Raw genomic sequence first — 26,810 nt, forward strand, 5'->3', positions numbered from 1 at the left:
GATCGTCCGTGCTGGAGACCCTACGTAGCGGACCGCCCCGGCGGCAATGGCTCGGATGTTCACAATCCGTCGCTGACGGATCGTGAACGACACGCGCGCCGTCCTCATCTACTGTCGGCGACAACCCCGCGGGCCCACGTGCCTCGCCTCGATGAAGAGGAGATCTGATCCGTGCCTATCAAAATCGGTTGCTTCGCGCTGGTCGACCCGTTCTCCACGCTGGACCACCAGCTGGACCGGATCCGCGACTGGGGGTTCCAGTACGCGGACGTCACCGACACGGGTGACGGCGCCGTGCTCGGCAACCACTTCGGCTTCAGCGCCGTGGCGAGCCTCGACGCGAACCCGTTCGAGATGCAGCGCCTGTTCCGCTCCCGCGGACTCGAGATCACGTCGTACTGCGCGCACGCCGACCTTCTCGACGCGTCGGCGCCGTGGCGGTACGGCACGGTAGAGATCATCAAGGCGGTGCGCGCCGCCGGCGCAATCGGCGTGAAGCACGTCGTCACCACCGAGGGGGAGCCGGTCACCCCGTTCGGTCACGGCCTCACCCGGGAGGAGGCGGTGTTCACCATCGCCGAGAAGCTGCACGAGCCGCTGCAGGTCGCCGCCGACTACGGTGTCACCATCCTCCTCGAGCCGCACGGCCCGATCACCGGCACGATCGACGGCACCTCCGCCCTGCTGGAGCGCATCGACTCGCCCGCCCTCGCCCTCAACTTCGACACGGGCAACAGCTGGCTCGCCGGCACCGACCCCGTCGAGTACGTGAAGACGTTCGGCGAGAAGATCCAGCACGTGCACTGGAAGGACCTCGGCGCCGAGTGGGAGGCGAAGCGGGGCGACATCTACGGCTGCGGGATGTCGACCATCGCGCTCGGCTCGGGCGTCATCGACATCGAGGGCTCCTTCCGGGCCCTCGAGAAGGCCGGCTTCGACGGCTACTCCACCCTCGAGATCGGCGGCGACGACGCGGTTCTCGCGTCCGCGGAGTACCTGCAGGGCCTCGGGGCGGTGCGCTGATGGCGGACGAGCTCGGGATCGGCCAGGTCGGCCTCGGCAGCATCACCACCGCCCACCGGCAGGGCTACCGGCTCTACGGCCAGCCGGTGGTGGCCGGCTTCGACCCGAACCCGGAGGCGCGCGCGCGCTTCGCGGCGGAGGAGCCGGACGCGACTGTGCACGAGACCCTCGAGTCGCTGCTCGCCGATCCGCGCGTCGGCGTCATCGACCTCGCCACCCCGCACCACGCCGACACGCGCCTCCCGGTCGTGCAGCAGATCGCGGCGGCGGGCAAGCCGATGCTCATCCAGAAGCCCTTCGCCTACACCTATGGCGACGCGGTGCAGATGATCGAGGCGATCGAGGCAGCCGGCGTGACCGCCATGGTCAACCAGAACATGTGCTTCGTGCCCGGCTCCCTCCGCCTGATCGACGCCGTGATGAAGGACCAGGCGATCGGCCGGCCCACCTTCGCGCAGGTCACCGTCCAGTACGTCTTCGACCTGCCCGACCATCCCTGGTTCGGCAAGGACGACCGCTGGTGGACGGGGGCCCTCACGGTGCACCACTTCGGCCTCCTGCAGCTGCTCTTCGGCCCGCCCGAGACGGTGTACGCGGTCACCGGCCGGGACGAGAACCAGCCCGGCATCACGGTGGACGGCTACGGTCACCTTCTGCTGCGCTACCGGAGCGGCCTCACCGTCGCGATCACGTCGACCGGCACCTACTACGGCACCGAACCCGTCCCGCACGGCAACGAGAAGATCTGGATCCAGGGCACGGACGGCATCGCCGACTGGCGCCCCGAGGGCGGCCTGTCGATCACGCGGCGCGCCGGCGCCGAGTTCGAGACGACCCGCACCGAGTGGGACTCGGAGCGCCGCTGGTTCCCGGACGCGTTCGGGCTCACCATGGCGCACTTCCGCCAGGCGCTCGCCGCGGGCCGGGAGCCGCTCAGCTCGGTGCAGGACAACCTGCACGTCATGGCGCTGATCGAGGCCGCGTACCTCTCCAGTGCCGAGAACCGGGTGGTCCCGCTCGCCGAGATCATGGGCGACCGCTGGAACCCGGACTACGGCACCGGCTGGTCGCACGGCTTCGGCGACTGGACCGCGCCGGGCGTGCAGACGGTCGAGGCGGTGCCGGCGTGACGTCGCTGCAGTGGACCGAGACGGCGCCCGGCTCGGGCTCCGTCTCGACCGCGGACGGCAGGCCGCTCGCCCGCTACAGCTGGTCGGCGGAGAAGAACCACCCCTACTTCTCCGAGGTGCGCCCGCTGCAGCACACCGGCGTGCTCACGAACACGGCGCCGTGGGACCACCGCTGGCATCACGGGCTCTGGTGGTCGTGGAAGCACATCAACGGCGTCCTGTACTGGGAGGACCACGAGGACTACGGCGGGGGCGGCGACGGGCTCGGCCGGTCCCTCGTCGTCGAGCACGAGGTCGACGAGGAGGACGGTGACCTGGCCATCCGCGAGACCCTCTCCTGGAGCCCGGTGGCGACAGGCCGGCCGGTGCTCGAGGAGCGCCGGATCCTGCACCTCCACACCGACCTCGACGGCGTCCTGGGCTGGGCCCTCGACTGGGACTCGGAGTGGACCGCCCTCGAGCAGGCCGCGCTGACCGTCACCTCGTATCCGGAGCACTGGTGGGGCGGCTACGCGGGCCTCAACTACCGCGCGGCGCGGTCGATGGCAGCGGGCGAGACGATCCTCGCCTCCGGCGACCGGACCGGCCGGGAGGCGATCCACTCGCACCCGGGCGAGTGGGGCGCGCTGCTCGGCAAGGTCGACGGCGCGGGCACCGACGAGCCGAACGCCCCGGCGTTCGGCGGCGTGGCGCTGCTCGTCCATCCGGGGAACCCGCTCACCCCCACCCCGCTCTACGTGTTCTCGGCGGAGGACGAGTTCGGCTTCCTCGCCTCCGCACCCCTCATGCACCAGCCGCTGCAGCTCGCCCAGGGGGAGACCCTCCGGCTGCGGCACCGGGCCGTCGTCCTCGGCGACGCCGTCGATCACGCGGCCCTCGACAGGCTTTCCCGCCAGTACGGCGGGGAGGAAACAAGCACAGCTCACAACCCGGCATCGAGAAAGGTACGTCAATGACGACACACCGCAGGAAGAGGCTCAGCGCGCTGGCAGCGGCCGCCGCTCTCCCCATCGTCCTCCTGTCCGCCTGCGCGAGCGGCGGCGGAGGAGGCGCCGGAGCCTCCGAGGACGAGGAGCTCACCCTCACCGCCTTCGACTACTACACCGACGAGCCCAGCCACACGAACATGGGCGACCGGCTCAACGCGTGCGCCGCCGAGGTGAACGCCACGGTCGAGCACCGCAGCGTGCCGTCGAACCAGTACAACCAGCAGGTGCTGCAGGCGATCCAGAGCAAGGACCTGCCGGACATCCTGATGGTCAACAACCCCGATCTCCCGCAGTTCGCGGAGACCGGGGCCCTCCGGCCGCTCACCGAGCTCGACATCGACACGAGCGCCTACTACGAGTCGGTGCTCAACGTCGGCAAGTACGAGGACGAGCTCTACGGTCTCGCCCCCAACGTCAACAGCCTCGTCCTCTTCTACAACGAGGCGATGCTGGCGGAGGCGGGCATCCAGCCGCCGACCACGTGGGCCGAGCTCGAGGCCGCGGCCGCGGCGCTCACCACCCCCGACCGCTACGGCTTCGTGTACGCGGGCCAGGCGGGAACAGAGGGTACCTGGACCTTCATCCCCTTCCTCTGGTCGAACGGCGGGTCGCAGCTCGAGCTCGACGCTCCGGAGGCGGTCGAGGCCCTCGAGTTCTACACCGGTCTCGCGCTGAAGGGCTACGTCACGACGGACGTCGTCAACTACACCCAGGCCGACGCGAAGGACCAGTTCGCGGCCGGGCGGGCCGCGATGATGATCAACGGTCCGTGGCAGATCCCGAGCCTCAACGAGACCGAGGGCCTCGAGTGGGCGAGCGTGCCGATCCCGGTGCCGAACGCCGGCGACGACGTCGTTGCGCCGCTCGGCGGCGAGCTGTGGACCGTGCCCGTCACCGACGACGAGCGCGAGCGCCGCGCCGCGCACATCGTCGAGTGCCTCAACAGCCCCGAGACCCAGCTCGAGACCGCGCTCACGAACAACACGGTCCCGAGCAACGAGGAGGTCGCGCAGCAGCTGATCGAGGAGCAGCCCGAGATGGAGTCGATCGTCCAGACGGTCTCCACGGCGTACCCGCTCACGGGTGACTCCGGCACCAAGTGGCCGATCGTCAACGAGCAGATCTCGGTCGCGCTCCAGTCCGTCATCACGGGTCAGGCCGACCCGCAGACCGCCATGGAGTCCGCCCAGGCGGCCGTGAGCGCGGAGTGATCCGGCGATCATGACCAACTCGTCACTCACGGGTGACCGCACCGGCGTTCCCCGCCGCGCTCCCGGCGCGGCGGGGGACGCCCCGCGTCCGCCCCTCGAGACGCAGGGCGGCCGGCGCGGAATGCGGCCGCGCACCCGGTCGGCGATCGTGACGTGGGCCTTCATCCTGCCCGCGGCCGTCTACCTGCTGGTGTTCTTCGGGTACCCGATCGTCAGCAACCTGACGATGAGCTTCCAGGACTTCACCACCGCGACCTTCTTCACGGGCGAGGCGCCGTGGGTGGGCTTCGACAACTACGTGGCGGTCGTCGGCTCCGGACTGTTCGCCAAGCTGACCGCCAACACCGCGATCTTCACGATCGTGTCGCTGACGGTCACCTTCCTCATCGGGCTCGGACTGGCGCTGTTCTTCAACCGGTACTTCCCGCTCAACAAGGTGCTCCGCGCACTGCTCCTGCTGCCGTGGCTGCTGCCGCTCATCATCTCCTCGGCCGTGTGGCGGCGGATGATGGAGGGCGAGACCGGCATCCTCAACGTCGTGCTGGAGGGGCTCGGGCTGTCCGGTGTCTCCTGGCTGACGAACCCGGATATCGCGCTCTACTCGATCATCATCGTCAACATCTGGGTCGGCATCCCGTTCGTGATGGTCATCATCTACGGCGGGCTGCAGGAGATCCCGAAGGACTACTACGAGGCGGCGTCGCTCGACGGCGCCACCGGGTGGCGCTCGTTCGCGAGCATCACGTGGCCGCTGCTGCGGCCCGTCGTCGTCGTCGTGCTGATGCTCGGCTTCATCTACACGATCCGGGTGCTCGACATCATCCTCGCCCTCACCGGCGGCGGGCCGGCGAACGCGACCGAGACGTACGCCTCCCGCGCGTACCACCTGTCGTTCGTCAACTTCGAGTTCGGGCGCGGCGCCGCGCTCAGCAACATTCTCATCATCGTCTCGCTGATCGTCGCGGCCTTCCAGCTGCGGGCGAACAAGCGGGCGAGCGACCTGGCGGGATGAGGACCATGCCCCACGCACTAGCGAACTACTCCCGCACGGCGATCGGGATCGTGATCGTCGCCCTGCTGCTGTTCCCCGTCTACTGGATGCTCAACACGTCGCTGCAGGGCAGTGAGAACCTCCTCGAGACCGAGTGGTTCCCGTTCGACCTCAGCCTGGAGGGGTACCAGCGCGCCATCGACTCGCAGCTCGGCAACCTCGCGACCAGCCTGCTCATCTCGATCGGGGCGGTGATCGTGTGCCTCGCCATCGCGGCGCCCGCCGCCTACGGGCTGTCGCGGACGAACATCGGCGGCCGCAGCGTCGCCGTGTTCATCGTCCTGCTGCTCATCACGCAGATGATCCCCGGCATCGTCATCGCGAACGGCCTGTACCCGCTCTACAACTCGGCGGGGCTCCTCAACACGATCCCCGGGCTGATCCTCGCGGACGCCTCGCACGGCATCCCGTTCTGCATCCTGCTCATCCGTGCCTTCATGCAGAACATCCCGCACTCGCTGCTCGAGGCGGCGCGGATCGACGGGGCCGGCGAGGTGCGGGTGTTCCTGTCGGTCGTGCTGCCGCTCAGCCGCAACGCACTCGTGACCGCCGCCGTCTTCTCGTTCCTGTTCGCGTGGAGCGACTTCCTGTTCGCGCTCACGCTCACCAACGGGTCGACCGTCGTGCCGATCACGCTCAGCATGTACGTCTTCGTCGGCGCGCACACGCAGAGCTGGGCGGCCCTCATGGCGACCGCCACGCTCGCGAGCATCCCGGCGGCCGTGCTGCTCGTGATCGCACAGAAGTACATCGCCTCCGGAGTGACCGGCGGCGCCGTGAAGTGACGCTGCGCTGGGTCTGGGGAGGGCGGGCTCGGATCGGCGAAGCCGCCCGTGCGCCGTCGCGCCGCGCTGCTAACGGATCGGTTCAGCAGGAGCCGGACCCCTTCAGCAGGCACTCGAGAGCCTTCAGTGCCTGCTGAAGGAGAAAAGTGCCTGCTGAAGAGGGCCGGGTGCCTGCTGAAGGAAAGAAGTGCCTGCTGAAGAGGGCCGAGTGCCTGCTGAGCGGGACCGCCGGACGCGGTCATGCCCGGGACGAGTGGGTTACGCCAGGAAGACGAGGTTGCAGGAGCGACACGACCAGTAGTGGCTGGCCCCGTCCTCTTGGAGCGAGAGCGGAGCGGAGCAGTGCGGGCATGCGGGAGCCTTGTGCCGCGAAGAGCCGCTGTCGGTCGGAGTCGTTGTCGTCATCTGAGGCGCCTTTCGTGCTCGGCGGAGGTCCCTTGCCGGGCGATCTGCTTACGTTAGACCCGGTTATCTCGACGATCAAGCCTGTTGCATATGCATATTCTCGTGGTGCGATCGGGGAGATGCGCGGTGCGGCATACGCGCCGGACGCCGGGAGGGACGCCCGGCGCGCGCCGTCAGCGGATCGCCTCGCCGCTCGGCGAGACCACCCACCAGACGTCCTGCACCGCCTGCCCGTTCACGTCCCCGGGCGCGGAGTCGCCCTTGAAGTAGTAGAGCGGCAGCCCGTTCAGGGTGAGCTGCGTGCTGCCGTCCGTCGCCGTGATGGTGCCCACCTCGCCCGTCACGCCCTCGACGGCCGGCGGATCGGCGCTCGGGGGCACGGGCGGCCAGTTGACCAGGCACTGACCCGAGCAGGAGCTGGTGCCCGAGCCTGCCGTGTCGTTGTCGAAGGAGTAGACGGTCATTCCCTTCCCATCGACCACGATTGTCGCCGAGCGAGGAGGAGGCGACCATGAGGTCCGGGGAACCCGCGTCGGGCGACTCCGCGGGCGCCGACTCGCTGGGCGCCGGACTCTCCGAGGTGGTGCCGGCTCCGGCGTCCGGGGAGCCGCCGGAGTCGGTCGTCGAGCCGGCGCATCCGGCGAGGACGAGGGCCGCCGCCGCGAGGGCGACCGCGAGCCGGGGCATTCGGGTGTTCATGCGAGGCCTCCGTTCCCCCGCGCGCGCGGGGACGGAGAGAGGCACGACGGAGGGGCCCCGCAGGTTCACCCGGCCGAGGAATTCGCCACTCGCGCACTCAGCAGCACGTCTCCCGTGCGCGTGGACCGCACCGCGATCGAGGTGATGTCGTCGATGGGGAGGTCAACCGTGCCCGTCGTGTGCACGGTCTCGCCGGGCCCGGCCTCCCAGCTGGAGACGACCGTCTCCTCCCCGTCCTTCGATGTGACGGTGAGCGCATACCGCCACGGCGGCGGGCTGCCGTACGGGCCGCTCCCGCGGTACGAGCAGGTCATCTCGACCCGCGTGCCCCAGTCCTCCGCGACGAGCTCCACGTCGGCCGACAGCGGACTCGACTCGCCGGCGGCCTCGAGGGACACGCCGACCGGCTCGAAAGCGGGGCGCAGTGCGCCGGAGAGGACGAGGAGGAGCGCGGCGACGGCCGCGGCGACGGCGGCGCCGATCCCGGCCCACCAGCGCCGCCGGCGCCGGCCGGTCCGCACCGCGGCGAGCAGCCCCGGCAGCGGATCGGGGGCCGGTTCGGTCGCGGGACGGTCCTCGGCGAGCAGCGCGAGCGCCTCGTCGGCCGGCACCCGGGCGAGGAGCGGAGGCACGGCGGCGAGCTCGGCCACCGCGGCCGCGCACCGCTCGCAGCCGCGCAGGTGCGTCTCGTACTCGCGCCGTTCGGCCGACGAGAGCGCACCGAGGACGTAGGCCGCGTCCCAGTCCTCGTACGGGTCGCGCTCCGCAGTCATCCCGTCACCCCCTTCTCCTCGAGGGCGAGGCGCAGCGCACGAAGCCCGTAGTGCAGCCGCGACTTCACCGTGCCGGCCGGGATGCCGAGCTCGGCCGCCGTCTCGGCGATCGACCGCCCGCCGTAGTAGACGTGCGCGACGACCGCCCGGTGCTCCGGCGACAGTGCGGCGAGCGCGTCGGCGATCAGCCAGGAGTCGAGCATGGCGTCGATGCGGTCGGCGTCGGGCTTCTCCGGCAGCGTCTCGACCGCCAGCTCGTGGCGGTGCCGCGCGCTCCGGCGGTCGTCGATCACGAGATTGCGCGCGACGGTGAAGAGCCAGACCCGGGCCGACGACGCGGACTGGTCCAGCACCGAGGGGCGCCGCCACGCTCGCAGCAGGGTCTCCTGCACCACGTCCTCCGCCAGAGCCCGGTCGCCGGTCAGGGAGACGACGTAGCGCCACAGCGGCCCGGCGTACTCGTCTCGGAGGGCACGAAGCAGCCGGGTCTCGTCGGAATCCATGCCCCTCCTTCCCGGGAGAGCACGAGCCGGGGCGGCCGCAGGTTCAGTGAACCGGAGCCGGGGGCGCCGACGTGCTCTGTCCATGGACTTCTCGGTGAACGGCTTACCACTGCACCCCCTCCTCGTGCACTCGGTGATCGCGCTCGTGCCCCTCACCGCGATCGCGGTCGTGCTCCACGTCCTCTGGCCGGCGGCCCGGCGGCGGCTCGGCGCGGTCACGCCCCTCCTCGGACTCGCGCTCGCCGTCGCGACGCCGGTCACGGTGCTCGCGGGCCGGGACCTGCGGGCGCAGGTCGGCCCGATCCCGGCGGTGGATCGGCACGCCGCCCTCGGCGAGACGATGACGTTCTGGGCGGTGGGACTGCTCGCCGTGTCCGCAGCCGCCTACGCCTGGTTCCGCTGGCGAGATCGACTGCGGCTGTCCCGCAGCACGGTCGTCGTGCTGACCGCGGTGCTTGCGGTGGTCTCCATCGGGGTCTCGATCGGCGCGCTCGCGATGGTGGTCCTCGTGGGCGACTCCGGCGCCCGGGCGGTCTGGGGCACCTGACGCGCCGTTGCACTCTGCGCGACACAGTGCAAGACTGCACTCTGTGGCCGAAAGTGCAACCGGACTCCGCGAGAAGCGCCGGCAGGAGACGACCCTCCGCATCAGCGAGGCCGCCCGCCGCCTGACCGCCGAGCACGGCCTGCACGGATTCACGATCGAGCAGGTCTGCGAGCAGGTCGGCATCTCGCGCCGCACGTTCTTCAACTACTTCCCGTCGAAGGACGACGCGATCATCGGCTACCCCGAGGACGCCCTCGATCCTGAGGCGGTGGAGCGCTTCCTCGCCTCGGCGCCGGGTCCTGGTGCCGCGCCGGCGCCGTCGGATCTCCTCGACGCCCTCGTCGCGATGACCCGTCAGCACATCAGGCTCATCCGCGTCAGTCCCGAGCAGGCGGGCGCCTTCGTCGCGGCCGTCTCCCGCGAGCCGCAGCTCATGCAGCGGATGATCCGCAGCGGCGGCGAGCGCGAGCGCAAGCTCATCGCCCTCGTGGAGGCGAGGGAGGGGCTGGCCCCCGGCGACCGCCGTGCGCAGCTCGCCGTGCTGCTGCACGAGGCGATGATGCGCTCCTGCTGGGAGCTCTTCGTAGCGCCCGGCAACACCCGCTCGATGGAGGACCTGCTGGACGAGGCGCTCGCCGTATCCCGCGCCCTCCTCGCGTCCTGACCAGCACCTCCCTGAACAGAAAGGTCCCCGTGACCGCTTCCGCGACGCGCCCCGCCGAGGACGCCCCCCTCCTGCTCACCCGGCGCAGGATCTGGATCATCTTCAGCGCCCTGATCGCGGGCATGCTGCTGTCGAGCCTCGACCAGACCATCGTGTCCACGGCGATGCCGACCATCGTGGGCCAACTGGGCGGCGTGGAGCACCAGGCCTGGATCACCACCGCCTATCTGCTCGCCACCACGATCGTCATGCCGGTGTACGGCAAGTTCGGCGACGTGCTCGGCCGCCGGCACCTGTTCCTCATCGCGATCGCGCTGTTCACCCTCGCGTCCGTCGGCTGCGCCTTCGCCGGCGACTTCTGGAGCTTCGTCGTGTTCCGGGCCCTGCAGGGCCTCGGCGGCGGCGGGCTGATGATCCTCTCGCAGGCGATCATCGCCGACATCGTCCCCGCCTCCGAGCGCGGCAAGTACCTGGGCCCGCTCGGCGGGATCTTCGGCCTGTCCGCGGTCGCCGGACCGCTGCTCGGCGGCTACTTCGTCGACCACCTCACCTGGCAGTGGGCGTTCTACATCAACATCCCGATCGGGATCGCCGCGTTCGCCATCGCCTGGTTCACCCTCACGCTGCCCGGCAAGCGCGCGTCGAAGCCGATCGACGTCCGGGGTGTCGTGCTGCTCTCCATCGCGACCACCTGCCTCATCTTCTTCAGCGACTTCGGCGGGGACACCGGGCACGGCTGGGACGCTCCGGAGACCTGGCTCTGGGGCGCGGGCCTCGTGCTCGCCGCGGGCCTGTTCGTGTGGACGGAGGCGCGAGCGCAGGACCCGATCATCCCGCTCTCGCTGTTCAAGAACCCGATCTTCGTCAACGCGACCGCGATCGGACTCACGCTCGGCCTCGGCATGTTCGCCGCGATCGGCTTCGTGCCGACGTTCCTGCAGATGTCGTCCGGAACCTCGGCGGCCGTCTCCGGTCTGCTGATGCTGCCGATGATGGCGGGCCTCATGGGCACGTCCATCTGGTCCGGCATCGCGATCTCTCGCACCGGGAAGTACAAGATCTACCCGATCGTCGGCCTCATCGTCACGATCATCGCGATGGTCGCCATGACCACGCTCGCTGCCGACACCCCGCTGTGGCTGATCTGCGTCTACCTGTTCCTGTTCGGAGCCGGCCTCGGCCTGATCATGCAGGTCGTCGTCCTCGTCGTGCAGAACTCGGTGCCCGCCGCCGAGATCGGAACCGCGACCAGCACCAACAACTACTTCCGGGAGGTGGGCGCGTCCCTCGGCGTGGCGATCTTCGGGACGATCTTCACGAACCGGCTCACCGAGAACCTCACCCAGGTGTTCCGCTCGGCGGGTGCCTCCGCGGCCGACGCCAGCGGCTCGGCGGCCACCCTCGACCCCGAGACCCTGAACGCGCTGCCGAACGGAGTCCGTGACGGGATCGTCGCCGCGTACGCCTACGCGCTCGCCCCGGTGTTCTGGTACCTGATCCCGTTCCTCGCGATCTCGCTGGTGCTGGCCCTGTTCCTCAAGCAGATCCCGCTGTCCGACACGGCCGGGATGGTCGCCCGAGGCGAGGCGGTGGGCGGCGCGGAGGCGGAGGAGCTCGAGGCGGCGCAGCGCGCGGCGGCCCCGGTGAGCCCGTCCCGTCGGGGCGGTCGATCCTCGAGGGAGTGATCGCTCAACCTCGGGATCGAGGAGCCGCCGCAGGCGACGCCCGCTTCGCGGGCTCCTCGATCACCGGGGTGGTCGGAAGGGTCAGGCGGCGCCGCCGAGCCGGCCCGCGAGGCGCTCGTGCATGCGGGTGCTCGCCTCATTGAGCCCGGTGATCTCGGCGCGCTTGCCGTGCTGGGCGTACTTCCAGGTGATCGCGTCGAGGGCGGCGACGGTCGAGGCGTCCCAGATGTGCGAGCGGCTCATGTCGATCACGACGCGCTCCGGGTCCTCCGAATAGGAGAACTGGGTGGTCAGGTCGTTGCTTGAGGCGAAGAACAGCTCCCCGTCCACCGTGTAGTGCGCGACGGGCTCACCGTCCTCGGTGCGCAGGCTCCGCGCGACGGTCGCGAAGTGCGCCACACGCCGTACGAACGCCACCATCGCGGTCAGCACGCCGGCGATCACGCCGACCGCCAGGTTGTTGGTGGCGACGACGACAGCCACCGTCACCACGAGCACCGTCGTCTCGCTCTTCGGCATGCGACGGAGCGTCGACCAGCGCACGCTGTGCCAGTCGAAGGTGCCGACCGAGACCATGATCATGACGGCGACGAGCGCCGCCATCGGGATGATCCCCACCACGTCCCCGAGCACCACGACCAGGATCAGTAGGAACACCCCTGCGAGGAAGGTCGAGATGCGCGTGCGCGCGCCGGACGCCTTCACGTTGATCATCGTCTGGCCGATCATCGCGCAGCCGCCCATGCCGCCGAACAGGCCGGACAGGACGTTGGAGACGCCCTGGCCCCACGCCTCCCGCGTCTTCCGGGAGGGGGTGTCGGTGTTGTCGTCGACGAGCTTCGCGGTCATCAGCGACTCGAGCAGTCCGACCAGCGCCATCGCGAGCGCGTACGGGCCGATCTTCGCGACCGTGTCCCAGGTCAGCGGCACCTGCGGGAGGAAGAACTCCGGCAGGCTGCTCGGCAGCTCGCCCTGATCGCCGACGGTGGGAACCGCGATCGAGGCGCTCACCGTCAGCGTGGTGAGCAGCACGATCGCGACCAGCGGGGCGGGCACGACGCGGGTCACCCTCGGCAGGAGGACCAGGATGAGGATCCCCGCCGCGGTGAGCGGATAGACGAGCCACGGGACGCCGACCAGGTGAGGCAGCTGGGCGAGGAAGATCAGGATGGCGAGCGAGTTCACGAAGCCGACCATCACGCTGCGCGGGATGAACCGCATGAGGCGAGCCACTCCGAGCATGGCGAGCGCGACCTGCAGGATGCCGGCGAGGATCACGGTCGCGAAGAAGTAGTCGAGCCCGTAGTCCCGGGCGACCGGGGCGATGACGAGCGCGACCGCGCCCGTCGCCGCCGAGATCATGGCCGGGCGCCCTCCGAGCACCGCGATCGAGACGGCCATGATGAACGACGAGAACAGCCCGACCTGGGGATCGACGCCCGCGATGATCGAGAACGAGATCGCTTCGGGGATGAGGGCCAGCGCGACGACGAGTCCGGCGAGCACTTCCCGGGTGAGGACGCGGGGACTGCGCAGCGCGCCCAGGACGGACGGGCGGGCAAGGTCGGCGGCGGGCGTGACGGGAGGCATGCGGAAGCTCCGGGAGAGGGGCAGGACCGGCGCATCCTTGCGCGCGAGGGAACGCTCGCGGGACGGAAGAAGGGCCACCGGAGCCTCCCGATCCTACCCGCGGGAGACGGAAGGGAGGCCCGCGTCAGGCCGGGACGGTCTCTCGCTCGACAGCGGCAACGCGGGCCAGCTCCCGCTGGACGAGCTTCGCCAGGTCGCGCAGGACGCGTGCCGTCTCCGGGTCGGCCGGCCGGGCGGCGTCGTCGAGCACGCAGAGCGCGCCGATGCGGTAGCCGTCCGGTGACTCCACCGGGAAGCCGGCGTAGAAGCGGGCGCCCTGCTCCAGGTGGGGGAAGCCGGCGAAGCGGGGATCGAGCAGCGCGTCCGGCACGATCAGGGCCCCCGAGCTGCCGATCGTGCGTGCGCAGAAGGACAGCGCGCGGTCGATCTCGCCTCGCCGGCCGGCGCCGTCCTGAGCCAGCTGCCACTGGACGTTCCGGTCGATGACCGTGATGGCGGCATACGAGGTGCCGAGCAGCGTTCGCGCGAGAGCGGTGATGCGCTGCAGGGCCGGGTCGTCGGACAGGCCTGCGGCGCGGATCCGGTCGACGGCGCGCTGGCGGGCGCCCTCCTCATCCGGTCGGTCGCGCAGCCGGCGCGCGCTGGTCGCGTGGTCCGCCGGCGCCACGCCCGGCAGTGCCTCCGCAACGGAAGGGGCGAGGACGCGGGCCCATTCCTCGTACATCTCGGGACAGCCGCCGTTGCGGTCCGGCGACGGCAGGGCGGGGTCAGGGAGCTCGACGTAGGAGGTCCGCGCGTACTGCAGGCAGAGGAGGCGCGTGACGCGGTTCATCCGACGGCCGTGCACGTCGACGAGCCGGCCGAAAGGGCCGTCGACGCCCTTCAGCGCGGAGACCGGGTGCACGCCGGCCACCACGACCCGCGTTCCGGACGCGGTGCTCGCGACGAGCAGGCGGAGCAGCGAGCTCATCAGCTCCTCCCAGTCGGCGAGGGGCACGAGTCGCAGGACGTCCTCATAGCCGACGGTGACGACGACCGCGTCGTAGCGCCAGAGCCGCACGTCGGCGAGGGTGCGTCCGACGGCCGCGACGGGAAGGCTCGTGCGGGCCAGGAGGTCGACGTCCGCGCCTCGGCCGGTGAGCCCGGAGAGCGCACGGGCGAGCTGCCCGGCGAGAGCCAGGTCGAGGCTCCGGACTCCGAAGCCGACCGCCGGGCCGCTGCCGAGCAGGAGCACGCGATCCGGGTCGGGACCGGACGCGAAGGCCGACGTGCCGTCGACCGGGCGGGGCAGTGCCGACCGCGTCCTCCGCCCCCGTGAGCGCCACGGCGCGAGCGCGGGGGCGAGCAGAGCGGCCAGGGGCGCCCGCGGAACGCTCGACATGATCCCCCTCCCGGCATGCGGCTCGACGTGCGGCTATCGAAGCGGCCGCTCCGGCGATACTCCGTTGCGCACCGGGGGACAGCAAGCGGGCCCCGGGTGTGCGGGTTCGGATAGCGAACATGGCGGTGAACCGCGCGGCGGCGGAACCCGTGCGCACGCTCGGGTTACCTTTTCCTGTCCTCGCATCCGTCGGTGGTCGGGGTACAGCAGAGGGGGAACGGTCATGGACGCGGTGCTCATCGCCGACGACGATCTGCTCCTGCGCATGGTCCTCCGCACCGCTCTCGAGCGGCGCGGATTCGCCGTGGAGGAGGCGGCCGACGGCGACGCCATGCTCCGGCTCCTCGGGTCCCGGCGGTACTCGCTGTGCCTCATGGACGCCGGGATGCCAGGGCCGGCTCTCGAGGACCGCTGCGAGTGGCTGCGCACGACCGCCCCGGACCTGCCGGTCGTGATGCTCACCGGCCAGGCGGACGTCCCGTGCCGCACCCAGTGCCCCGACATGCGCTACGCGAGCAAGCCGATCGACCTCGGCGCCCTCGACGCGCTGCTCGCCGATGCCGGCCTCATCGGAGGCCAGGGGTGAAGGCGGCGCAGCTCTCCGCCGCGCCCGCCGCCGAGCTGGCCGCACGCGCAGCGCGCCTGCTCGGCGCCGCAGCGTGGTCCTATGACGCGGACTCCGGGATCTTCCGCACCTCCGGGTCGTTCACGACGGTCTTCGGCGAGGGTGACGAGTCCGCGGCCGTCCTGTCCGAGACGCTCGCGCTCCTTCCCGAACCGCAGCGGTCCGTGCTGCGGCTGTCCCTCGAGCACTGCCTGAGCACGGGCGAGCCGTTCGACTTCACGACCGCCCTCGGCGGTCCCACCGGACGGGAGCGGCAGGTCCGCTACGTCGGCGAGGCGGTCCGGGACGAGGACGGCGAGGTGACGGGAGCCGCCGGCGCGGTGCACGACGTCACGCCGATCCTCGCGCAGGCCTCGAGCCGGGACATCCTGGAGGAGCACGTCCGCTCCCGTCTCGACCAGATGCCGACGGGCATGGCCTTCCTCGGCCCGGACTGGCGCTTCACCTACATCAACGAGAGCGCGCAGCGCTATCTGCAGCGCCCGGGCGCGGTGCTCCTCGGCGGCGTGCTCTGGGAGCTCTTCCCCGAGATCGAGGGCACGGCGTTCGGCATCGCGTACCGCCGGGCGATGGAGGACCGGGTCGTGGCCTCGGTGCGGGGCTACTTCGCGCCGATCGCGATGTGGTTCCTCGTCACCGCGTATCCGGTGGGCGAGGGCATCGGCTTCCACGTGCAGGACGTGACCGACGACCAGCGGAACGTGGAACGCCTCGAGGAGTCCGCCGGCCGGCTCCGCGCCCAGGCGGCGCTGCTCGATGCGGCCCGGGACGCGATGCACGTGCGCACGCTCGAGGGCGAAATCCTCTACTGGAACGCCGGCGCCGAGCGCGTGTACGGGTGGGCTGCCGAGAGCATGGTCGGACGGACGGTGTGCGGCCTCGTCGCGGCGGACCGCAGCGCGTACGACGCCGCGATGGAGACGACCCTCCGGACCGGGCACTGGAGCGGCGAGCTCGCGATGCGCACGCGGGACGGGCGCACGATCCTCGTCGACTGCCGCTGGCAGCTCACGAGCGCGGAGGACGGGCACGTGAGCGCCGTCTTCGCCGTCGAGTCGGACATCACCGAGATGCGGCACGCCGAGCAGGAGCGCTACCGGGCCCAGCGGATGGAGAGCCTGGGGGTGCTCGCCGGCGGCATCGCCCACGACCTCAACAACGTTCTGACGCCGGTCCTCCTCTCGGCCCAGCTGCTCGGGGACAGCGTCCGCGATCCGCAGGAGGTCGAGCTGCTCGGGTCCATCGAGGCCGGCGCGCGCCGCGGTGCCGACCTCATCCGGCAGGTGCTGCTGTTCGCGCGCGGCGAGGAGGCCGAGCGTCGCGTCCTCGACGTCGACAGCCTGCTCGCCGAGCTCGCCGACTTCTGCCGGAAGACCGCGCCGAGGAGCATCGACGTCGAGTTCCTCGCGCCGAGCCGCCCACTGCGCGTCACCGCCGATCGCACCCAGCTGATGCAGGTCCTCGTCAACCTGGTGACGAACGCGGTCGACGCGATGCCGGGCGGTGGAGCGCTGACCATCGGCGCCGCGCCGGTGGACGGCGGGCGGGGCCGGGTGGGCTTCACCGTCGAGGACACGGGCCACGGGATGGACGCCGAGGTCTGCGGGCGCATCTTCGAGCCGTTCTACTCGACGAAGGGACCGGGACGGGGGACTGGACTGGGCCTCCCCACGTCCCTCGCCATAGCCCGGCGTCACGACGGCGGAATCGACGTCGTGAGCGCCCCGGGCCGCGGCTCGCGGTTCACGCTGTGGCTGCCCGCGGCGGACGCCCCGGCGGACTCCGGCGAGGGGATCCGTCCCACTCCGCAGGAGGCGCCGGCGGGAGCGGGGCTTCTGGTCCTCGTCGTCGACGACGAGGAGCCGGTCCGCGACGCCGTTCGCCGGGTGCTCGAGACCCACGGCTATCGCACGGTCGAGGCGGCCGACGGCCGCGCGGGGCTCGAGCTCCTCGAGCGGTGCGAGGCGAGCGGCGACCCCGTGGCGGCGGTCGTGATCGACCTGATGATGCCCGTGCTCGGAGGGGCGAACACGCTCGACCGGATCCGCTCGGAACGGCCCGAGCTCCCCGTCATCCTGACCAGCGGCTTCGATCCGAGCGCCGGGAACGAGAGCCGCCCGGCGGACGCGGCGGTCCGATTCCTCCGGAAGCCGTTCGCCGAGGCGGAGCTGCTCGGTCTGCTGGGCGAGCTGCGCTCGCGGAGGAGGGTCCTGCTGTGACGGCCGGCTCCATCCGGGTCGTCGTGGCCGACGACGATCCGTTCACCGTGTCCCTCGTCGCCGGCGGACTCGAGGCACAGGGATTCAGCGTGCACACCGCGGCGACGGTCGAGCAGGCGTGGGAGCTGGTCGTGGCGGAGGAGCCGCACGCCCTCATCAGCGACCTCGACTTCGGGGGCGGGGTGTCCGCGGCCCCGCTGCTCGCTCGTGCGGCCGCCGACTATCCGTGGATGGGGCTCGTCGTCCTCACCGCGCACCGGTCGCCGGAGCTCGCCGTGGACGCTCCCGGTGACATCCCCGCGGGCGCCGTCTACCTCGTGAAGTCCACCCTCCGGCGGGTCGAGGACCTCGGCGACGCTGTGCGGCGCTCGATCTCGGGTGATCCCGTCCCGGACGGCACGGCAGCGGCGGAGGACACCCCGACCGTGCTCCTCACGCAGGGGCAGGCCGAGGTGCTGCGCATGCTCGCCGCCGGCGCGTCCACCCGGGCGGTCGCCGAGCACCGCGGCACGACCGTGCGCGCCGCCGAGACGATGCTCACGCGCCTCTACGCGGCGCTCGGGCTCGAGGTCACCGAGCAGTCGAACCCGCGCATCGACGCGGTCCGCCTCTGGCAGCAGGGCCGTGTCGGCGTCCGCTGAGCGGGAGCAGCGGACGCTCGGATTCCGGGAGGCCCTCGGCAGCCACTGGGGCTTCGGCCAGACCGCGCGGCTCCTGACCATTCCGCCCGCCGCAGCGCTTGTCGTGCTGCAGGAGGTGAGCGTCCCGTTCTCCTCGCCGGCACTCGTGCTGCTGTCCGTCCTCGCGCAGACGGCTCTCGTCACGCTGATCGCCGCTCCGCTCGCGGGTCACCTCCGGCGGACCGGCCGGACCCTGCCGGTCTGGCTCGTGCTCACGGCCTGGGCGGGCATCGGCGCCGGACGGGGGTTCGCCGGCGGCGCCGCCGCCCTGCTCGACGGCAGCGATCCCGACTTCGGGTTCCGGGTGGTCTTCTGGGCGCTCACCGCGGCCCTCTGGATGCCGCTCCTGGCCTACGTGCTCGCCCAGCTCGCGCACCGCCGGCTGCTGCTCACCACGCTCGCCGACGCCGAGGAGGATCTGCAGCTCGCGCGGGTGCGGGCCGCCCGCACCCAGCGCCAGGTGCGCGATCGCGTCGTCTCCGCGCTGCACGCGACGGTGACGCCCGCCATCCGGGAGATCCGGTCGCGGCTCGCGGCCGTCGCGCAGGACCCCACCCGGTTCACCGAGATCGGGTCGCGCCTCGGCACCGCGTCGCACGACGTGAGCCGCATCGTCGAGACCCTCTCCGCCGACTCGGGGCTCGGCTCCGTCTCCGCCGCACGGCGCCCTGCGCCGATGGCGGCGGCACTCGCCTTCGAGCGGCGGCGGCCCCTGCTCTGGGCGACGGGCGCGGCGACCGGCGTCGCGCTGGCCCTCGGACCGCTGGCCGCGCGCTCGGGCAACGTCGACCTGCTCCTCGAGCTGGCGGCGGCCATCACCACGTCCACCATCGCGCTGGTGGCCACCTCCGAGGTCTCTGGCCGCTCGAGCAGGCTGCGCCGCTCCGTCCGCGTCCGCGACCTGGCGCCGCAGGCCCTCGCCGCGTCGGCGGGTTCACTGGTGCTCGCCGGGTTCCAGGGGGACCGGCCGGAGGCATTCCCGCTGCTGCTGCTCGTCGCGCTTCCGCTCACCCTGCTGTTCGCCGTGGGCCTGATCTCCATCACCGTGGGCAGCGGCACGGCCAACGCGGATCTCGCCGCGCTCCTCGACCGGGTGGAGGATGAGCGCCGCTGCACCGACGCGCGGACGACGGAGGAGGAGTCGCGCATCCGACGGCAGCTGACCACCCTCACGCACGGGCCGATCCAGGGGCGGCTCGCCGCCTGCTCGATGGCGCTCAGCTTCCACGCCGCGGAAGGGGAGTCCGCGTCGCCCGAACGCACGGCCTACATCGCCGGGGCGGTCCTCGCGCACCTGGATGACGTGATGACGGACCTCGCGGACCTTCGGCGAGCCGCCCGCGTCCCCAATACGCGGCTCATTGCGCCCGCGCCCGTTGTCTCCGGGGTGCTCTCCTCGTAGCTTGGGGGACAAGGTCGCGGGGGTCGCGGCCGCGCTGAGCGTCCGGGGGCGGATGCCGGCCGACGCTGTTGGGGGACATCGACCGATGCGGCGAACGAGACGTGGCGCCATCGCCGTGCTGTTCGGCGCCGCCGTGGTCGCGGGCGCCCTCGTCGGCGCCGTGCCCGCGCTGCCCGTACTCGTCGCGCAGATGCCGACGATCGCTCCGGCCGCCGAGACCGTCGCCGTCTCCGCAGATGCGGCATCGTGCCCCTCCGGCGCCGAGCCGGTCGGAAGCGATGCTCCCGCGCGCACCTACGCCGACGGCGGAATCGCGGGCACCTCCACGGCCGACCTGCGCGCGTTCGCGGTCCGCTTCAACGAGATCCGCACGCAGCACTGCCTCGAGCCGATACCCGCCGAGAACTTCGCCTGGTCGGAGTGCCTGGAGGACCGCCTGGTCTGGATGGCGGAGGACCCCAGCACCGACCCGCTGAGCGCATGGGGCCACGAGGGAACCCCCCGCAGCGACGGAGCGCCGAGCGAGGGCTGCGACGGGAACCTGGCCGGCGGTGCCGACAACACCGGCGCGACCGTCGCCCAGAAGTGGTGGCAGTCGCTGCCGCACCGCACGTCCCTCTACCGGCCCGGAGAGGACGTCGGCGGCGCGTGCATCGCGTTCGCCATGACGCACGGCGGCCTGCCCGACGAGCCGAGCTCGTTCGCCCGCGCCGCCGCCCGCTGGACCGACTGCTGAGGCGATCCGCCGATCGATAGTCTTCGGGAGGCAATCGATTCTCGAAGGGACGGCGCGATGGCGGAGACGATCGGCTGGGGGATCCTCGCGACGGGCGGCATCGCCGGAGCCTTCACGAAGGACCTCGCGGTCGCCGGCCTCCGAGCCGCCGCGGTCGGCAGCCGCACTCAGGAGTCCGCGGACGACTTCGGGGAGCGCTACGGCATCCCGAACCGGCACGGCAGCTACGAGGCTCTCGTCGCCGACCCCGACGTCGACATCGTCTACATCTCGACGCCGCACTCGCACCACGCCGAGGCCGCGCTGCTGGCCCTCGAGGCGGGCAAGCACGTCCTCGTCGAGAAGCCGTTCACCTTGAACGCCGCACAGGCACGGCAGGTCGTCGCGCTCGCCGCCGAGAAGAACCTGCTCGTGCTCGAGGCGATGTGGACCCGTTTCCTGCCGCACATGCTGCGCCTGCACGAGATCCTCGACGCCGGAACGCTCGGCGATGTGCGCACCGTGATCGCCGACCACAACCAGGACACCCCCAAGGACCCCGCGCACCGGATGAACAACCCGGAGCTCGGCGGCGGTGCCCTCCTCGACCTCGGCGTCTACCCGGTCAGCTTCGCCGTCGACGTGCTGGGTGGGCCCACCTCCGTGACGGCCGTCGCCACCTTCACCGAGACCGGAGTCGACCGCCAGACGGCGATCATCCTCGAGCACGCCGGCGGCCGGCAGTCGGTGCTGCACACGGCGCTCGACACCCGCGGCCCGAATCGTGCCGCCGTCATCGGCGCGCTCGGCCGCATCGAGCTCGACGCGGTCTGGTACTCGCCCACGTCCTTCACGGTGTACGACAACACCGGCGAGGTCGTCGAGCGGTACGAGACCGCCATCGAGGGCCGCGGCATGCAGTTCCAGGCGCTCGAGGCGGAGCGGCTCATCCGGGTCGGGGAGACGGCGAGCCCGCGGCTCTCGCCCGCCGAGAGCGTGCTCGTCATGGACGTCCTCGACGACGTGCGCCGCCGGATCGGCCTCACCTACCCCGGCGAGACGCCTGCTTAGACTGTCCCGGTGCCGCTGACCCGACGGACCCGCCTCGTCTCCGCGATCACCGCGGGCGCTGTCGCGTACGCCGCCGCGCTCGGCGGCGCCGTCGCCGGCGGTGCCGCCGCCGCCGACCCCCGACCGGTGCCCGCGCCCACCCCCACCGCGTCGAGCGCCGCTCCGACGCCCACCCCCACGCCGACGGAGGTCGCGCGGCCCGTCCCCGCTGCTCCCGCCGCGCCCTCGCCCATCCGCACCTGCTCGGTGTCGGCAGAGGCGGCCGACGGGCGGCTGGGCAGCTTCCAGGGCCGCGTCGTCAACGCGGTCACCGGCGAGGTGCTGTTCGACCGCGGGGGCGACATCCCCTCGCGCGCCGCGAGCGTGATGAAGGTGCTCACGAGCGCCGCCGCGCTCTCCGTCCTCGGCCCCGACCATCGCCTCGCCACCCGCGTCGTGCGCGGCGCGGAGCCCGGAACGGTCGTCCTCGTCGGCGGCGGGGATCCGACGCTCTCGCGCACCCCGTCCGGCAGCACGACCGCGTATCCGGGAGCGGCGCACCTCGACGACCTCGCCGCCCAGGTGCGCGCCGCGTGGAGCGCGGATCCCGCCACCGCCGGCACGCCCATCACGACCGTCGTGCTCGACGCCTCCTACTTCGCGGGCGACGACTGGGAGCCGAGCTGGGCGCGCTCCGAGCTGACCGGCGGCTACATGCCCGAGATCACCGCGCTCATGGTCGACGGCGACCGCAGCGACCCGTACGCGAACACCTCGGTCCGCAGCGACGACCCCGTTCAGCGCGCCGGCGACGCGTTCGCTGCCGCACTCGGCGCGGGCGGCACGGTCCGCGGCACGGCACCGGCCGGCGCGCCGGTGCTCGGTCAGGTGGAGTCGCAGCCGGTGTCGACGCTCGTGCAGCAGAGCCTCCTCGTGTCGGACAACGCCCTCGCGGAGGCGCTCGCCCGCGTCACCGCCATCGAGGCGGGGGCGGGGAACACGTTCGGGTCCCTTCAGGCGGGCGTCACGAGCGGACTCGCCGCCTACGGGGTCGACAGCTCCGCACTCCGCATCGTCGACGGCTCAGGGCTGAGCGACAACAACGCCATCCCGCCCTCGTACCTGACCTCGCTGCTGATCAAGGTGCAGAACCGCGAGGGCGCCCTGTGGGCGGTGTACGACGGGCTGCCGATCTCCGGACAGACGGGGTCGCTGCGCTACAGCGACCGCTTCTCGGGCGCCGCCTCCCGGGCCGACGGGGCGGTGCACGCCAAGACGGGCTGGATCGAGACCGGCTACACGCTCGCGGGAACCATCGACGCCGCCGACGGCACGCCGCTCACCTTCGCGATCTACGCGCTCGGCGACGTCCGCGACAACGCGAAGCAGGCGATCGACACCTGGACCGCCGCCGTGTGGGACTGCGGCAACAACCTCGCCAACCACTGACGGCAACCGAAGCGACATCCGGCGACCGCTGCCGGTGTCGCCCCCGTTGGCGGTCCGGCGCTACAGCGTGACGGTGCCGCGGACCACGGTGGTGCTCGGGCCGCCGACCCAGATGCTGTCGCCCTCGGGACGCACGCTGACCCGGCCGTCCCGGAGCAGCGCGGTGCCCTGGCGGGCCGTGTAGGCGCCGGCGGCGACGCCCTCCTGCAGGAACCATCGGGCGAGGCCGGCGTTGAGGCTGCCGGTCACCGGGTCCTCGGGAACGCCGATGCCGGGCACGAAGGCGCGCACCTCCCAGTCCGCGGGGCCGCCCTCCGGGTGCGGTCCGGCGGCGCCCACCTTGAGCGACCCCATCGCCGCGAAATCGGGCTCGAGGGCCAGCACCGTGTCGGCGCTGTCGAGCAGCACCGCGATCCAGCCGGGCCCGTTGTCCGCCCATTGCACGTCGCGCACCCGGGCCGGGTCCACCCGGAGCGCGCGCAGCGCCGCGCCGCGCTCCTCGTCGGTGGCGGGCCCGCCCTTCCGCAGCGGCGGAGCCTCGAAGGCGATTCCGTCGTGCTCGACCCGCAGGCGGACGAGGCCGATGCCGCACTCCTGCACCACCTCGCCCGCGGTGCGCGGGGTGCCGCCCGCCTCGAGCCAGGCGTGGCAGCTGCCGAGGGTGGGGTGGCCGGCGAACGGGAGCTCGCCGCCGGGCGTGAAGATGCGCAGCAGGTAGTCGGCGCCCGGGACGGTCGGCGGCAGCAGGAACGTCGTCTCGGACAGGTTGGTCCACCGCGCGAAGGCCTGCATCTCGTCGTCCGCGAGCCCCTCGCCCTCGAGGACCACCGCCACCGGGTTGCCGCGCAGCGGAGTGGGGGAGAAGACGTCGACCTGGGCGAAGGGACGGGAGCGCATCCTCCGATCATCCCGCACCGCCCGGCCTGGTCGCCGTCGGGGCCGCCGTTAGGATTCCGGCATGACCTCGGCGCTGTTCATCATCGACGTCCAGAACGACTTCACCGAGGGCGGCGCCCTAGGGGTGGACGGCGGCGCGGCGGTCGCGGCAGGCATCTCCCGGTACCTGGACGAGCACCCCGGCAAATACGACGTGGTGCTCGCCTCCCGCGACTGGCACGACGGGACGAACGACAACGGCGGCCACTTCGCGACGGACGACGCGCCCGACTTCGTGGCCACCTGGCCCGCGCACTGCGTTGCGGGCACCCCGGGCGCCGAGTACCACCCCGACCTCGACACCGAGGACGTGCATGTCCACATCCGCAAGGGGCAGGGCAAGCCGGCCTACTCGATCTACGAGGGCGAGACGCCCGAGGGCGTCCCGCTGCCCGAGGTCCTCGCGGAGCACGGGGTGACGGACGTCGACGTCGTCGGCATCGCGACCGACTACTGCGTGCGGGCGTCCGCCCTCGACGCCCGGCACGACGGCAAGCGCGTCCGCGTCCTCACCGACCTGATCGCGGGCGTCGCGCCGGAGTCGAGCACAGCCGCGCTCGCCGAGCTCGAATCCGAGGGCATCGAAGTCACGCACTCCTAGGTCGCCGTTCCCGGCTCGCGGTCGGCGCTCGGCAGGACTTTCGGCGTTGAGCAGGACATCCAGGCCCCGAAAGTCCTGCCTACTGCAGAAAGTCCTGCCGAGCGCGCCGCCGACGGCCGTGACTTAGACCAGGAGCTGGTGCTTCGCGAGCTCTCGGTAGACCGGCACGGTGCTGACGAGCTCGGAGTGCGTGCCGATGCCGAGGACGCGGCCGTGATCGAGCACGACGATCTGGTCGGAGTCGACCACCGTGGACAGCCGGTGCGCGATGACCACGAGGGTGCGGTCCTCGGCGACGGCGTCGATCGCCTCGCGCATCCGCTGCTCGTTCACTCCGTCGAGGCTCGACGTCGACTCGTCGAGCAGCAGGATGGGCGGCGCGGCGAGCAGCGTGCGCGCGATCGCGAGCCGCTGGCGCTCCCCGCCGGACAGCATGATGCCGTCCTCGCCCACCTGAGCGTCGAGTCCCGCCGGGTCACGGTCGAGGACGTCGGCGAGGTTCACCCGGTGCAGCACCTCGGCGCACTGCTCGTCGGTGGCATCGGAAGCGGCGAGCAGCAGGTTGTCCCGCAGGGATCCGGCCAGCACCGGCGCATCCTGCTCGACGTAGCCGATCTGTGCCCGCAGGCTCTCCCGGGCGAGGCCGCGGATGTCGATGCCGCCGAGGCGGATGACGCCGGAGTCCGGGTCGTAGAACCGCTCGACGAGGGCGAGGATCGTGCTCTTGCCCGCCCCCGACGGGCCGACGATCGCGGTGCGCGACCCGCGGGGCACGCGGAAGCTGACGCCGTGCAGCACAGGCTGGCGCACGATCTCGGCCGGGGACTCCTGCCCCGGCTCCTGCTCGGCGAGGGCGGTGTAGCCGAAGCGGACGTCCTCGAACTCGAGGGCCGGCGCATCCGGCCGCACCGCCGAGTTGGCCGCGCCGACCACGACGGCCAGGGGCGCGATGTCGCGGTCGTGCTCGGTCTCGGTCGGCAGGGCGAGGACCTCCTGGATGCGCCCCAGCGCGCCGAGCGCCTGGTTCACCGCGTTGACGGCGCCGAAGAACTGGGCGAGCGGCATGATCATCATGAACAGGAAGAGGATGAACGCGACGAGGCTCGCGACGGTGATCGCGCCGCTCGCGACGCGGAAGCCGCCGACGCCGAGGACGACGAGGAACGACACCTGCATCGCGATGCCGGCGATCGGCACGATGAGCGCGGAGATGCGGGCCACCTTGATGCCCTGCCGCCAGGCGCCCTCGGCCTCCTCGCTGATGGCGTCCACCTCGCGCTCAGTGGCACCGGCGGCGCGGACGGTGCGGATCGCGCTGATTGCGCGCTCCACCGCGGCCGCGAGGTCGCCCACCTTCTTCTGCCCCTCCTGGACGGCGGGCCGGATGCGGGCGGACAGGGCGACCACGGTGACGACGGCCACCGCGACGACGAGCAGGGTGAGCAGCAGGAGCACCGGATCGAGGATCGCCATCGCGATGAGGGCGCCCACGAACGTGATCGCGCCGCCGACGGACTCGACCGCGCCCTGCGTGAGCACTGCGCGCAGCAGGGTGGTGTCCGAGCCGACGCGGGACACGAGGTCGCCGACGCGGCGGGTGTCGAACTCGCGGATCGGCAGGTGGAGCATCCGGTGGATCAGGTGCCGCCGGGAGCTGAGGACGACGCCCTCACCGGTGCGCTGGAGCAGGTAGTGCTCGTAGCCGTCGAGCAGTGCCGCGACGATGACGAGCAGGACGAGCAGCCAGACGAGCGGGCCGAGCGGCTCGCCGGCCTCGACGACCGTGATGACCTGACTGACGAGCAGCGGCTGCGCGAGCGAGGCGACGGCGCCGAGGACGCTGAGGGTGAGGATCAGCACGAGGACCGGGCGGTGCTCGAACAGGTAGGGGAGGAGCTGGCGCAGGGAGGCGCGCGGACCGGAGTCGGCGCGGGAGCGGCGACCGAGACGCGGCCGTGCGGCGGAAGAACTCATCGAGACCTCATTTTCGTCCGTACTTCTTGTGAACCGCCTGCCGGGAGACCCCGAGCGCGAGCGCGATGATCTGCCAGGACAGCCCGGCGTTGCGTGCGCGGCGGACGGTCACGGTCTCGATCGCGTCGAGCTCGCGGCGCAGCTCGGCGATCGCCCGCAGCGCGGCGTAGGGGTCGTCGGAGTCCGCGTTCCCGACGAGGGTGCGGATCGAGTCGATGCTCACAATGTCAACGCTAGTTGACAGCGAGGGCTGTTGTCAACCTGTGTTGACGCAGCCCGAGGCGCGACGTCAGTCGAAGACGACGCCCTTCTGCAGGATGAAGCAGCCGTAGGGACGGCTCTCGAGGGTCTTCACCACCGCGTACACGCCCTTGGCGCGCTCGTAGAACTCGAGGCGCGGCACGATGCCGTACTCGAGCGGCTTCTCGTGGCCGGCGCGGGCGACCTCGAGAACCTCGTCCTGGACCTCGACGACGATGGACGGGTCGTCGTCGACCTCCATGCGCTCGAGCGGCCGCTCCACGAACGTGTCGAGGGGGAAGACGGAGAGGATCGCCTCCGCGGCGCGCGTCTGCGTGATGTCGCCCAGGTGGATGACCGGCTTGCCGCTCGCGTGTGCGGGGTAGTTGCGGTCGACGAGCAGCAGCGTGTCGCCGTGGCCCATCTCGTCGAGCACCTTCAGCAGCTCGCCGGTGAGGACCGGGTCGACTCCCTTCAGCATGA

26 protein-coding genes are annotated in these 26,810 nt (G+C 71.8%); 17 read left to right on the top strand and 9 right to left on the bottom strand.

All coding sequences use genetic code 11. The features are described 5' to 3' along the window. Positions 1-171 precede the first annotated feature (171 nt). Genes J3P36_RS14340 through J3P36_RS14365 form a run of 6 tightly spaced genes read left to right on the top strand, consistent with a single transcriptional unit; the run spans position 172 to position 6,189 of the window. Positions 172-1,023: a sugar phosphate isomerase/epimerase gene (locus J3P36_RS14340; RefSeq protein ID WP_210508927.1), complete on the top strand. Its 852-nt coding sequence runs from the start codon at positions 172-174 to the stop codon at positions 1,021-1,023. Beyond that, the gene (locus J3P36_RS14345) at positions 1,023-2,153 is read left to right on the top strand and encodes a Gfo/Idh/MocA family protein (RefSeq protein WP_210508928.1); all 1,131 of its coding nucleotides are present in this window, start codon (positions 1,023-1,025) and stop codon (positions 2,151-2,153) included. Before J3P36_RS14340 ends, J3P36_RS14345 begins: the two co-directional genes overlap by 1 nt. Continuing rightward, positions 2,150-3,109, top strand: coding sequence for a DUF6807 family protein (locus tag J3P36_RS14350; RefSeq protein ID WP_210508929.1), 960 nt, complete (start codon positions 2,150-2,152; stop codon positions 3,107-3,109). The genes J3P36_RS14345 and J3P36_RS14350 overlap by 4 nt, the downstream gene beginning before the upstream one ends. Beyond that, entirely contained in the window at positions 3,106-4,353 is a 1,248-nt protein-coding gene (locus J3P36_RS14355; protein WP_210508930.1) for an extracellular solute-binding protein, read from the top strand. The genes J3P36_RS14350 and J3P36_RS14355 overlap by 4 nt, the downstream gene beginning before the upstream one ends. Before the next feature lie 10 nt (positions 4,354-4,363). After that, positions 4,364-5,365: a carbohydrate ABC transporter permease gene (locus J3P36_RS14360; protein ID WP_374100729.1), complete on the top strand. Its 1,002-nt coding sequence runs from the start codon at positions 4,364-4,366 to the stop codon at positions 5,363-5,365. A gap of 5 nt (positions 5,366-5,370) precedes the next feature. Then, positions 5,371-6,189, top strand: coding sequence for a carbohydrate ABC transporter permease (locus tag J3P36_RS14365; protein WP_246854823.1), 819 nt, complete (start codon positions 5,371-5,373; stop codon positions 6,187-6,189). 578 nt (positions 6,190-6,767) lie between these two features. Here the strand turns inward: J3P36_RS14365 and J3P36_RS16435 are convergent. From J3P36_RS16435 to J3P36_RS14380, 3 genes are all read right to left on the bottom strand, one after another. Continuing rightward, the gene (locus tag J3P36_RS16435) at positions 6,768-7,058 is read right to left on the bottom strand and encodes a hypothetical protein (RefSeq protein ID WP_246854824.1); all 291 of its coding nucleotides are present in this window, start codon (positions 7,056-7,058) and stop codon (positions 6,768-6,770) included. Between the two features lie 300 nt (positions 7,059-7,358). Continuing rightward, on the bottom strand, positions 7,359-8,066 hold the full coding sequence (locus J3P36_RS14375) for a zf-HC2 domain-containing protein (protein WP_210508932.1): 708 nt from the start codon (positions 8,064-8,066) through the stop codon (positions 7,359-7,361). Continuing rightward, positions 8,063-8,569 (bottom strand): sigma-70 family RNA polymerase sigma factor, encoded by a 507-nt coding sequence (locus tag J3P36_RS14380; RefSeq protein WP_210508933.1) that lies wholly within the window; start codon positions 8,567-8,569, stop codon positions 8,063-8,065. The genes J3P36_RS14375 and J3P36_RS14380 overlap by 4 nt, the downstream gene beginning before the upstream one ends. An 82-nt stretch (positions 8,570-8,651) precedes the next feature. Between J3P36_RS14380 and J3P36_RS14385 the strand changes: the two genes are divergently transcribed. Genes J3P36_RS14385 through J3P36_RS14395 form a run of 3 tightly spaced genes read left to right on the top strand, consistent with a single transcriptional unit; the run spans position 8,652 to position 11,465 of the window. Next, positions 8,652-9,116: a DUF2231 domain-containing protein gene (locus J3P36_RS14385; RefSeq protein WP_210508934.1), complete on the top strand. Its 465-nt coding sequence runs from the start codon at positions 8,652-8,654 to the stop codon at positions 9,114-9,116. Between the two features lie 43 nt (positions 9,117-9,159). Next, on the top strand, positions 9,160-9,780 hold the full coding sequence (locus tag J3P36_RS14390) for a TetR/AcrR family transcriptional regulator (RefSeq protein WP_210508935.1): 621 nt from the start codon (positions 9,160-9,162) through the stop codon (positions 9,778-9,780). 29 nt (positions 9,781-9,809) lie between these two features. Beyond that, positions 9,810-11,465: an MDR family MFS transporter gene (locus J3P36_RS14395; RefSeq protein WP_210508936.1), complete on the top strand. Its 1,656-nt coding sequence runs from the start codon at positions 9,810-9,812 to the stop codon at positions 11,463-11,465. Between the two features lie 81 nt (positions 11,466-11,546). Here the strand turns inward: J3P36_RS14395 and J3P36_RS14400 are convergent, their stop codons facing one another. Beyond that, positions 11,547-13,055, bottom strand: coding sequence for a SulP family inorganic anion transporter (locus J3P36_RS14400; protein ID WP_210508937.1), 1,509 nt, complete (start codon positions 13,053-13,055; stop codon positions 11,547-11,549). Between the two features lie 124 nt (positions 13,056-13,179). Continuing rightward, on the bottom strand, positions 13,180-14,436 hold the full coding sequence (locus J3P36_RS14405; RefSeq protein ID WP_210508938.1) for a GAF domain-containing protein: 1,257 nt from the start codon (positions 14,434-14,436) through the stop codon (positions 13,180-13,182). 223 nt (positions 14,437-14,659) lie between these two features. Here J3P36_RS14405 and J3P36_RS14410 point away from each other — a divergent pair, with 223 nt between their 5' ends. From J3P36_RS14410 to J3P36_RS14440, 7 genes are all read left to right on the top strand, one after another. Further along, the gene (locus J3P36_RS14410) at positions 14,660-15,022 is read left to right on the top strand and encodes a response regulator (protein ID WP_210508939.1); all 363 of its coding nucleotides are present in this window, start codon (positions 14,660-14,662) and stop codon (positions 15,020-15,022) included. Further along, positions 15,019-17,280 (top strand): PAS domain-containing protein, encoded by a 2,262-nt coding sequence (locus J3P36_RS14415; RefSeq protein WP_210508940.1) that lies wholly within the window; start codon positions 15,019-15,021, stop codon positions 17,278-17,280. The genes J3P36_RS14410 and J3P36_RS14415 overlap by 4 nt, the downstream gene beginning before the upstream one ends. Further along, complete coding sequence (locus tag J3P36_RS14420) at positions 17,277-17,921, top strand: response regulator (protein ID WP_210508941.1); 645 nt, start codon at positions 17,277-17,279, stop codon at positions 17,919-17,921. Before J3P36_RS14415 ends, J3P36_RS14420 begins: the two co-directional genes overlap by 4 nt. Next, on the top strand, positions 17,905-19,362 hold the full coding sequence (locus tag J3P36_RS14425; protein ID WP_210508942.1) for a hypothetical protein: 1,458 nt from the start codon (positions 17,905-17,907) through the stop codon (positions 19,360-19,362). The genes J3P36_RS14420 and J3P36_RS14425 overlap by 17 nt, the downstream gene beginning before the upstream one ends. An 85-nt stretch (positions 19,363-19,447) precedes the next feature. Next, positions 19,448-20,098 carry a hypothetical protein gene (locus J3P36_RS14430; protein WP_210508943.1) on the top strand — a complete coding sequence of 217 codons (651 nt, stop codon included), beginning with the start codon at positions 19,448-19,450 and terminating at the stop codon, positions 20,096-20,098. A gap of 57 nt (positions 20,099-20,155) precedes the next feature. After that, positions 20,156-21,148 (top strand): Gfo/Idh/MocA family protein, encoded by a 993-nt coding sequence (locus tag J3P36_RS14435; protein WP_210508944.1) that lies wholly within the window; start codon positions 20,156-20,158, stop codon positions 21,146-21,148. Positions 21,149-21,157: 9 nt separating this feature from the next. Further along, positions 21,158-22,576 carry a D-alanyl-D-alanine carboxypeptidase gene (locus J3P36_RS14440; RefSeq protein ID WP_307807115.1) on the top strand — a complete coding sequence of 473 codons (1,419 nt, stop codon included), beginning with the start codon at positions 21,158-21,160 and terminating at the stop codon, positions 22,574-22,576. Between the two features lie 60 nt (positions 22,577-22,636). On the opposite strand, the gene J3P36_RS14445 is transcribed toward J3P36_RS14440, so the two are convergent. Further along, positions 22,637-23,473, bottom strand: a complete 837-nt coding sequence (locus tag J3P36_RS14445; RefSeq protein WP_210508945.1) for a PhzF family phenazine biosynthesis protein — start codon at positions 23,471-23,473, stop codon at positions 22,637-22,639. A gap of 61 nt (positions 23,474-23,534) precedes the next feature. Here J3P36_RS14445 and J3P36_RS14450 point away from each other — a divergent pair, with 61 nt between their 5' ends. Next, positions 23,535-24,113 (top strand): isochorismatase family protein, encoded by a 579-nt coding sequence (locus J3P36_RS14450; RefSeq protein WP_210508946.1) that lies wholly within the window; start codon positions 23,535-23,537, stop codon positions 24,111-24,113. Between the two features lie 123 nt (positions 24,114-24,236). Here J3P36_RS14450 and J3P36_RS14455 read toward each other — a convergent pair whose 3' ends face one another. From J3P36_RS14455 to J3P36_RS14465, 3 genes are all read right to left on the bottom strand, one after another. After that, positions 24,237-26,087: an ABC transporter ATP-binding protein gene (locus J3P36_RS14455; protein WP_210508947.1), complete on the bottom strand. Its 1,851-nt coding sequence runs from the start codon at positions 26,085-26,087 to the stop codon at positions 24,237-24,239. Between the two features lie 7 nt (positions 26,088-26,094). Continuing rightward, entirely contained in the window at positions 26,095-26,310 is a 216-nt protein-coding gene (locus J3P36_RS14460; RefSeq protein ID WP_210508948.1) for a hypothetical protein, read from the bottom strand. 66 nt (positions 26,311-26,376) lie between these two features. Next, positions 26,377-26,808, bottom strand: a complete 432-nt coding sequence (locus tag J3P36_RS14465) for an RbsD/FucU family protein (RefSeq protein ID WP_210508949.1) — start codon at positions 26,806-26,808, stop codon at positions 26,377-26,379. Positions 26,809-26,810: the final 2 nt, after the last annotated feature.

Source organism: Naasia sp. SYSU D00057 (genome assembly GCF_017916505.1).
Classification (GTDB): Bacteria; Actinomycetota; Actinomycetes; order Actinomycetales; family Microbacteriaceae; genus Naasia.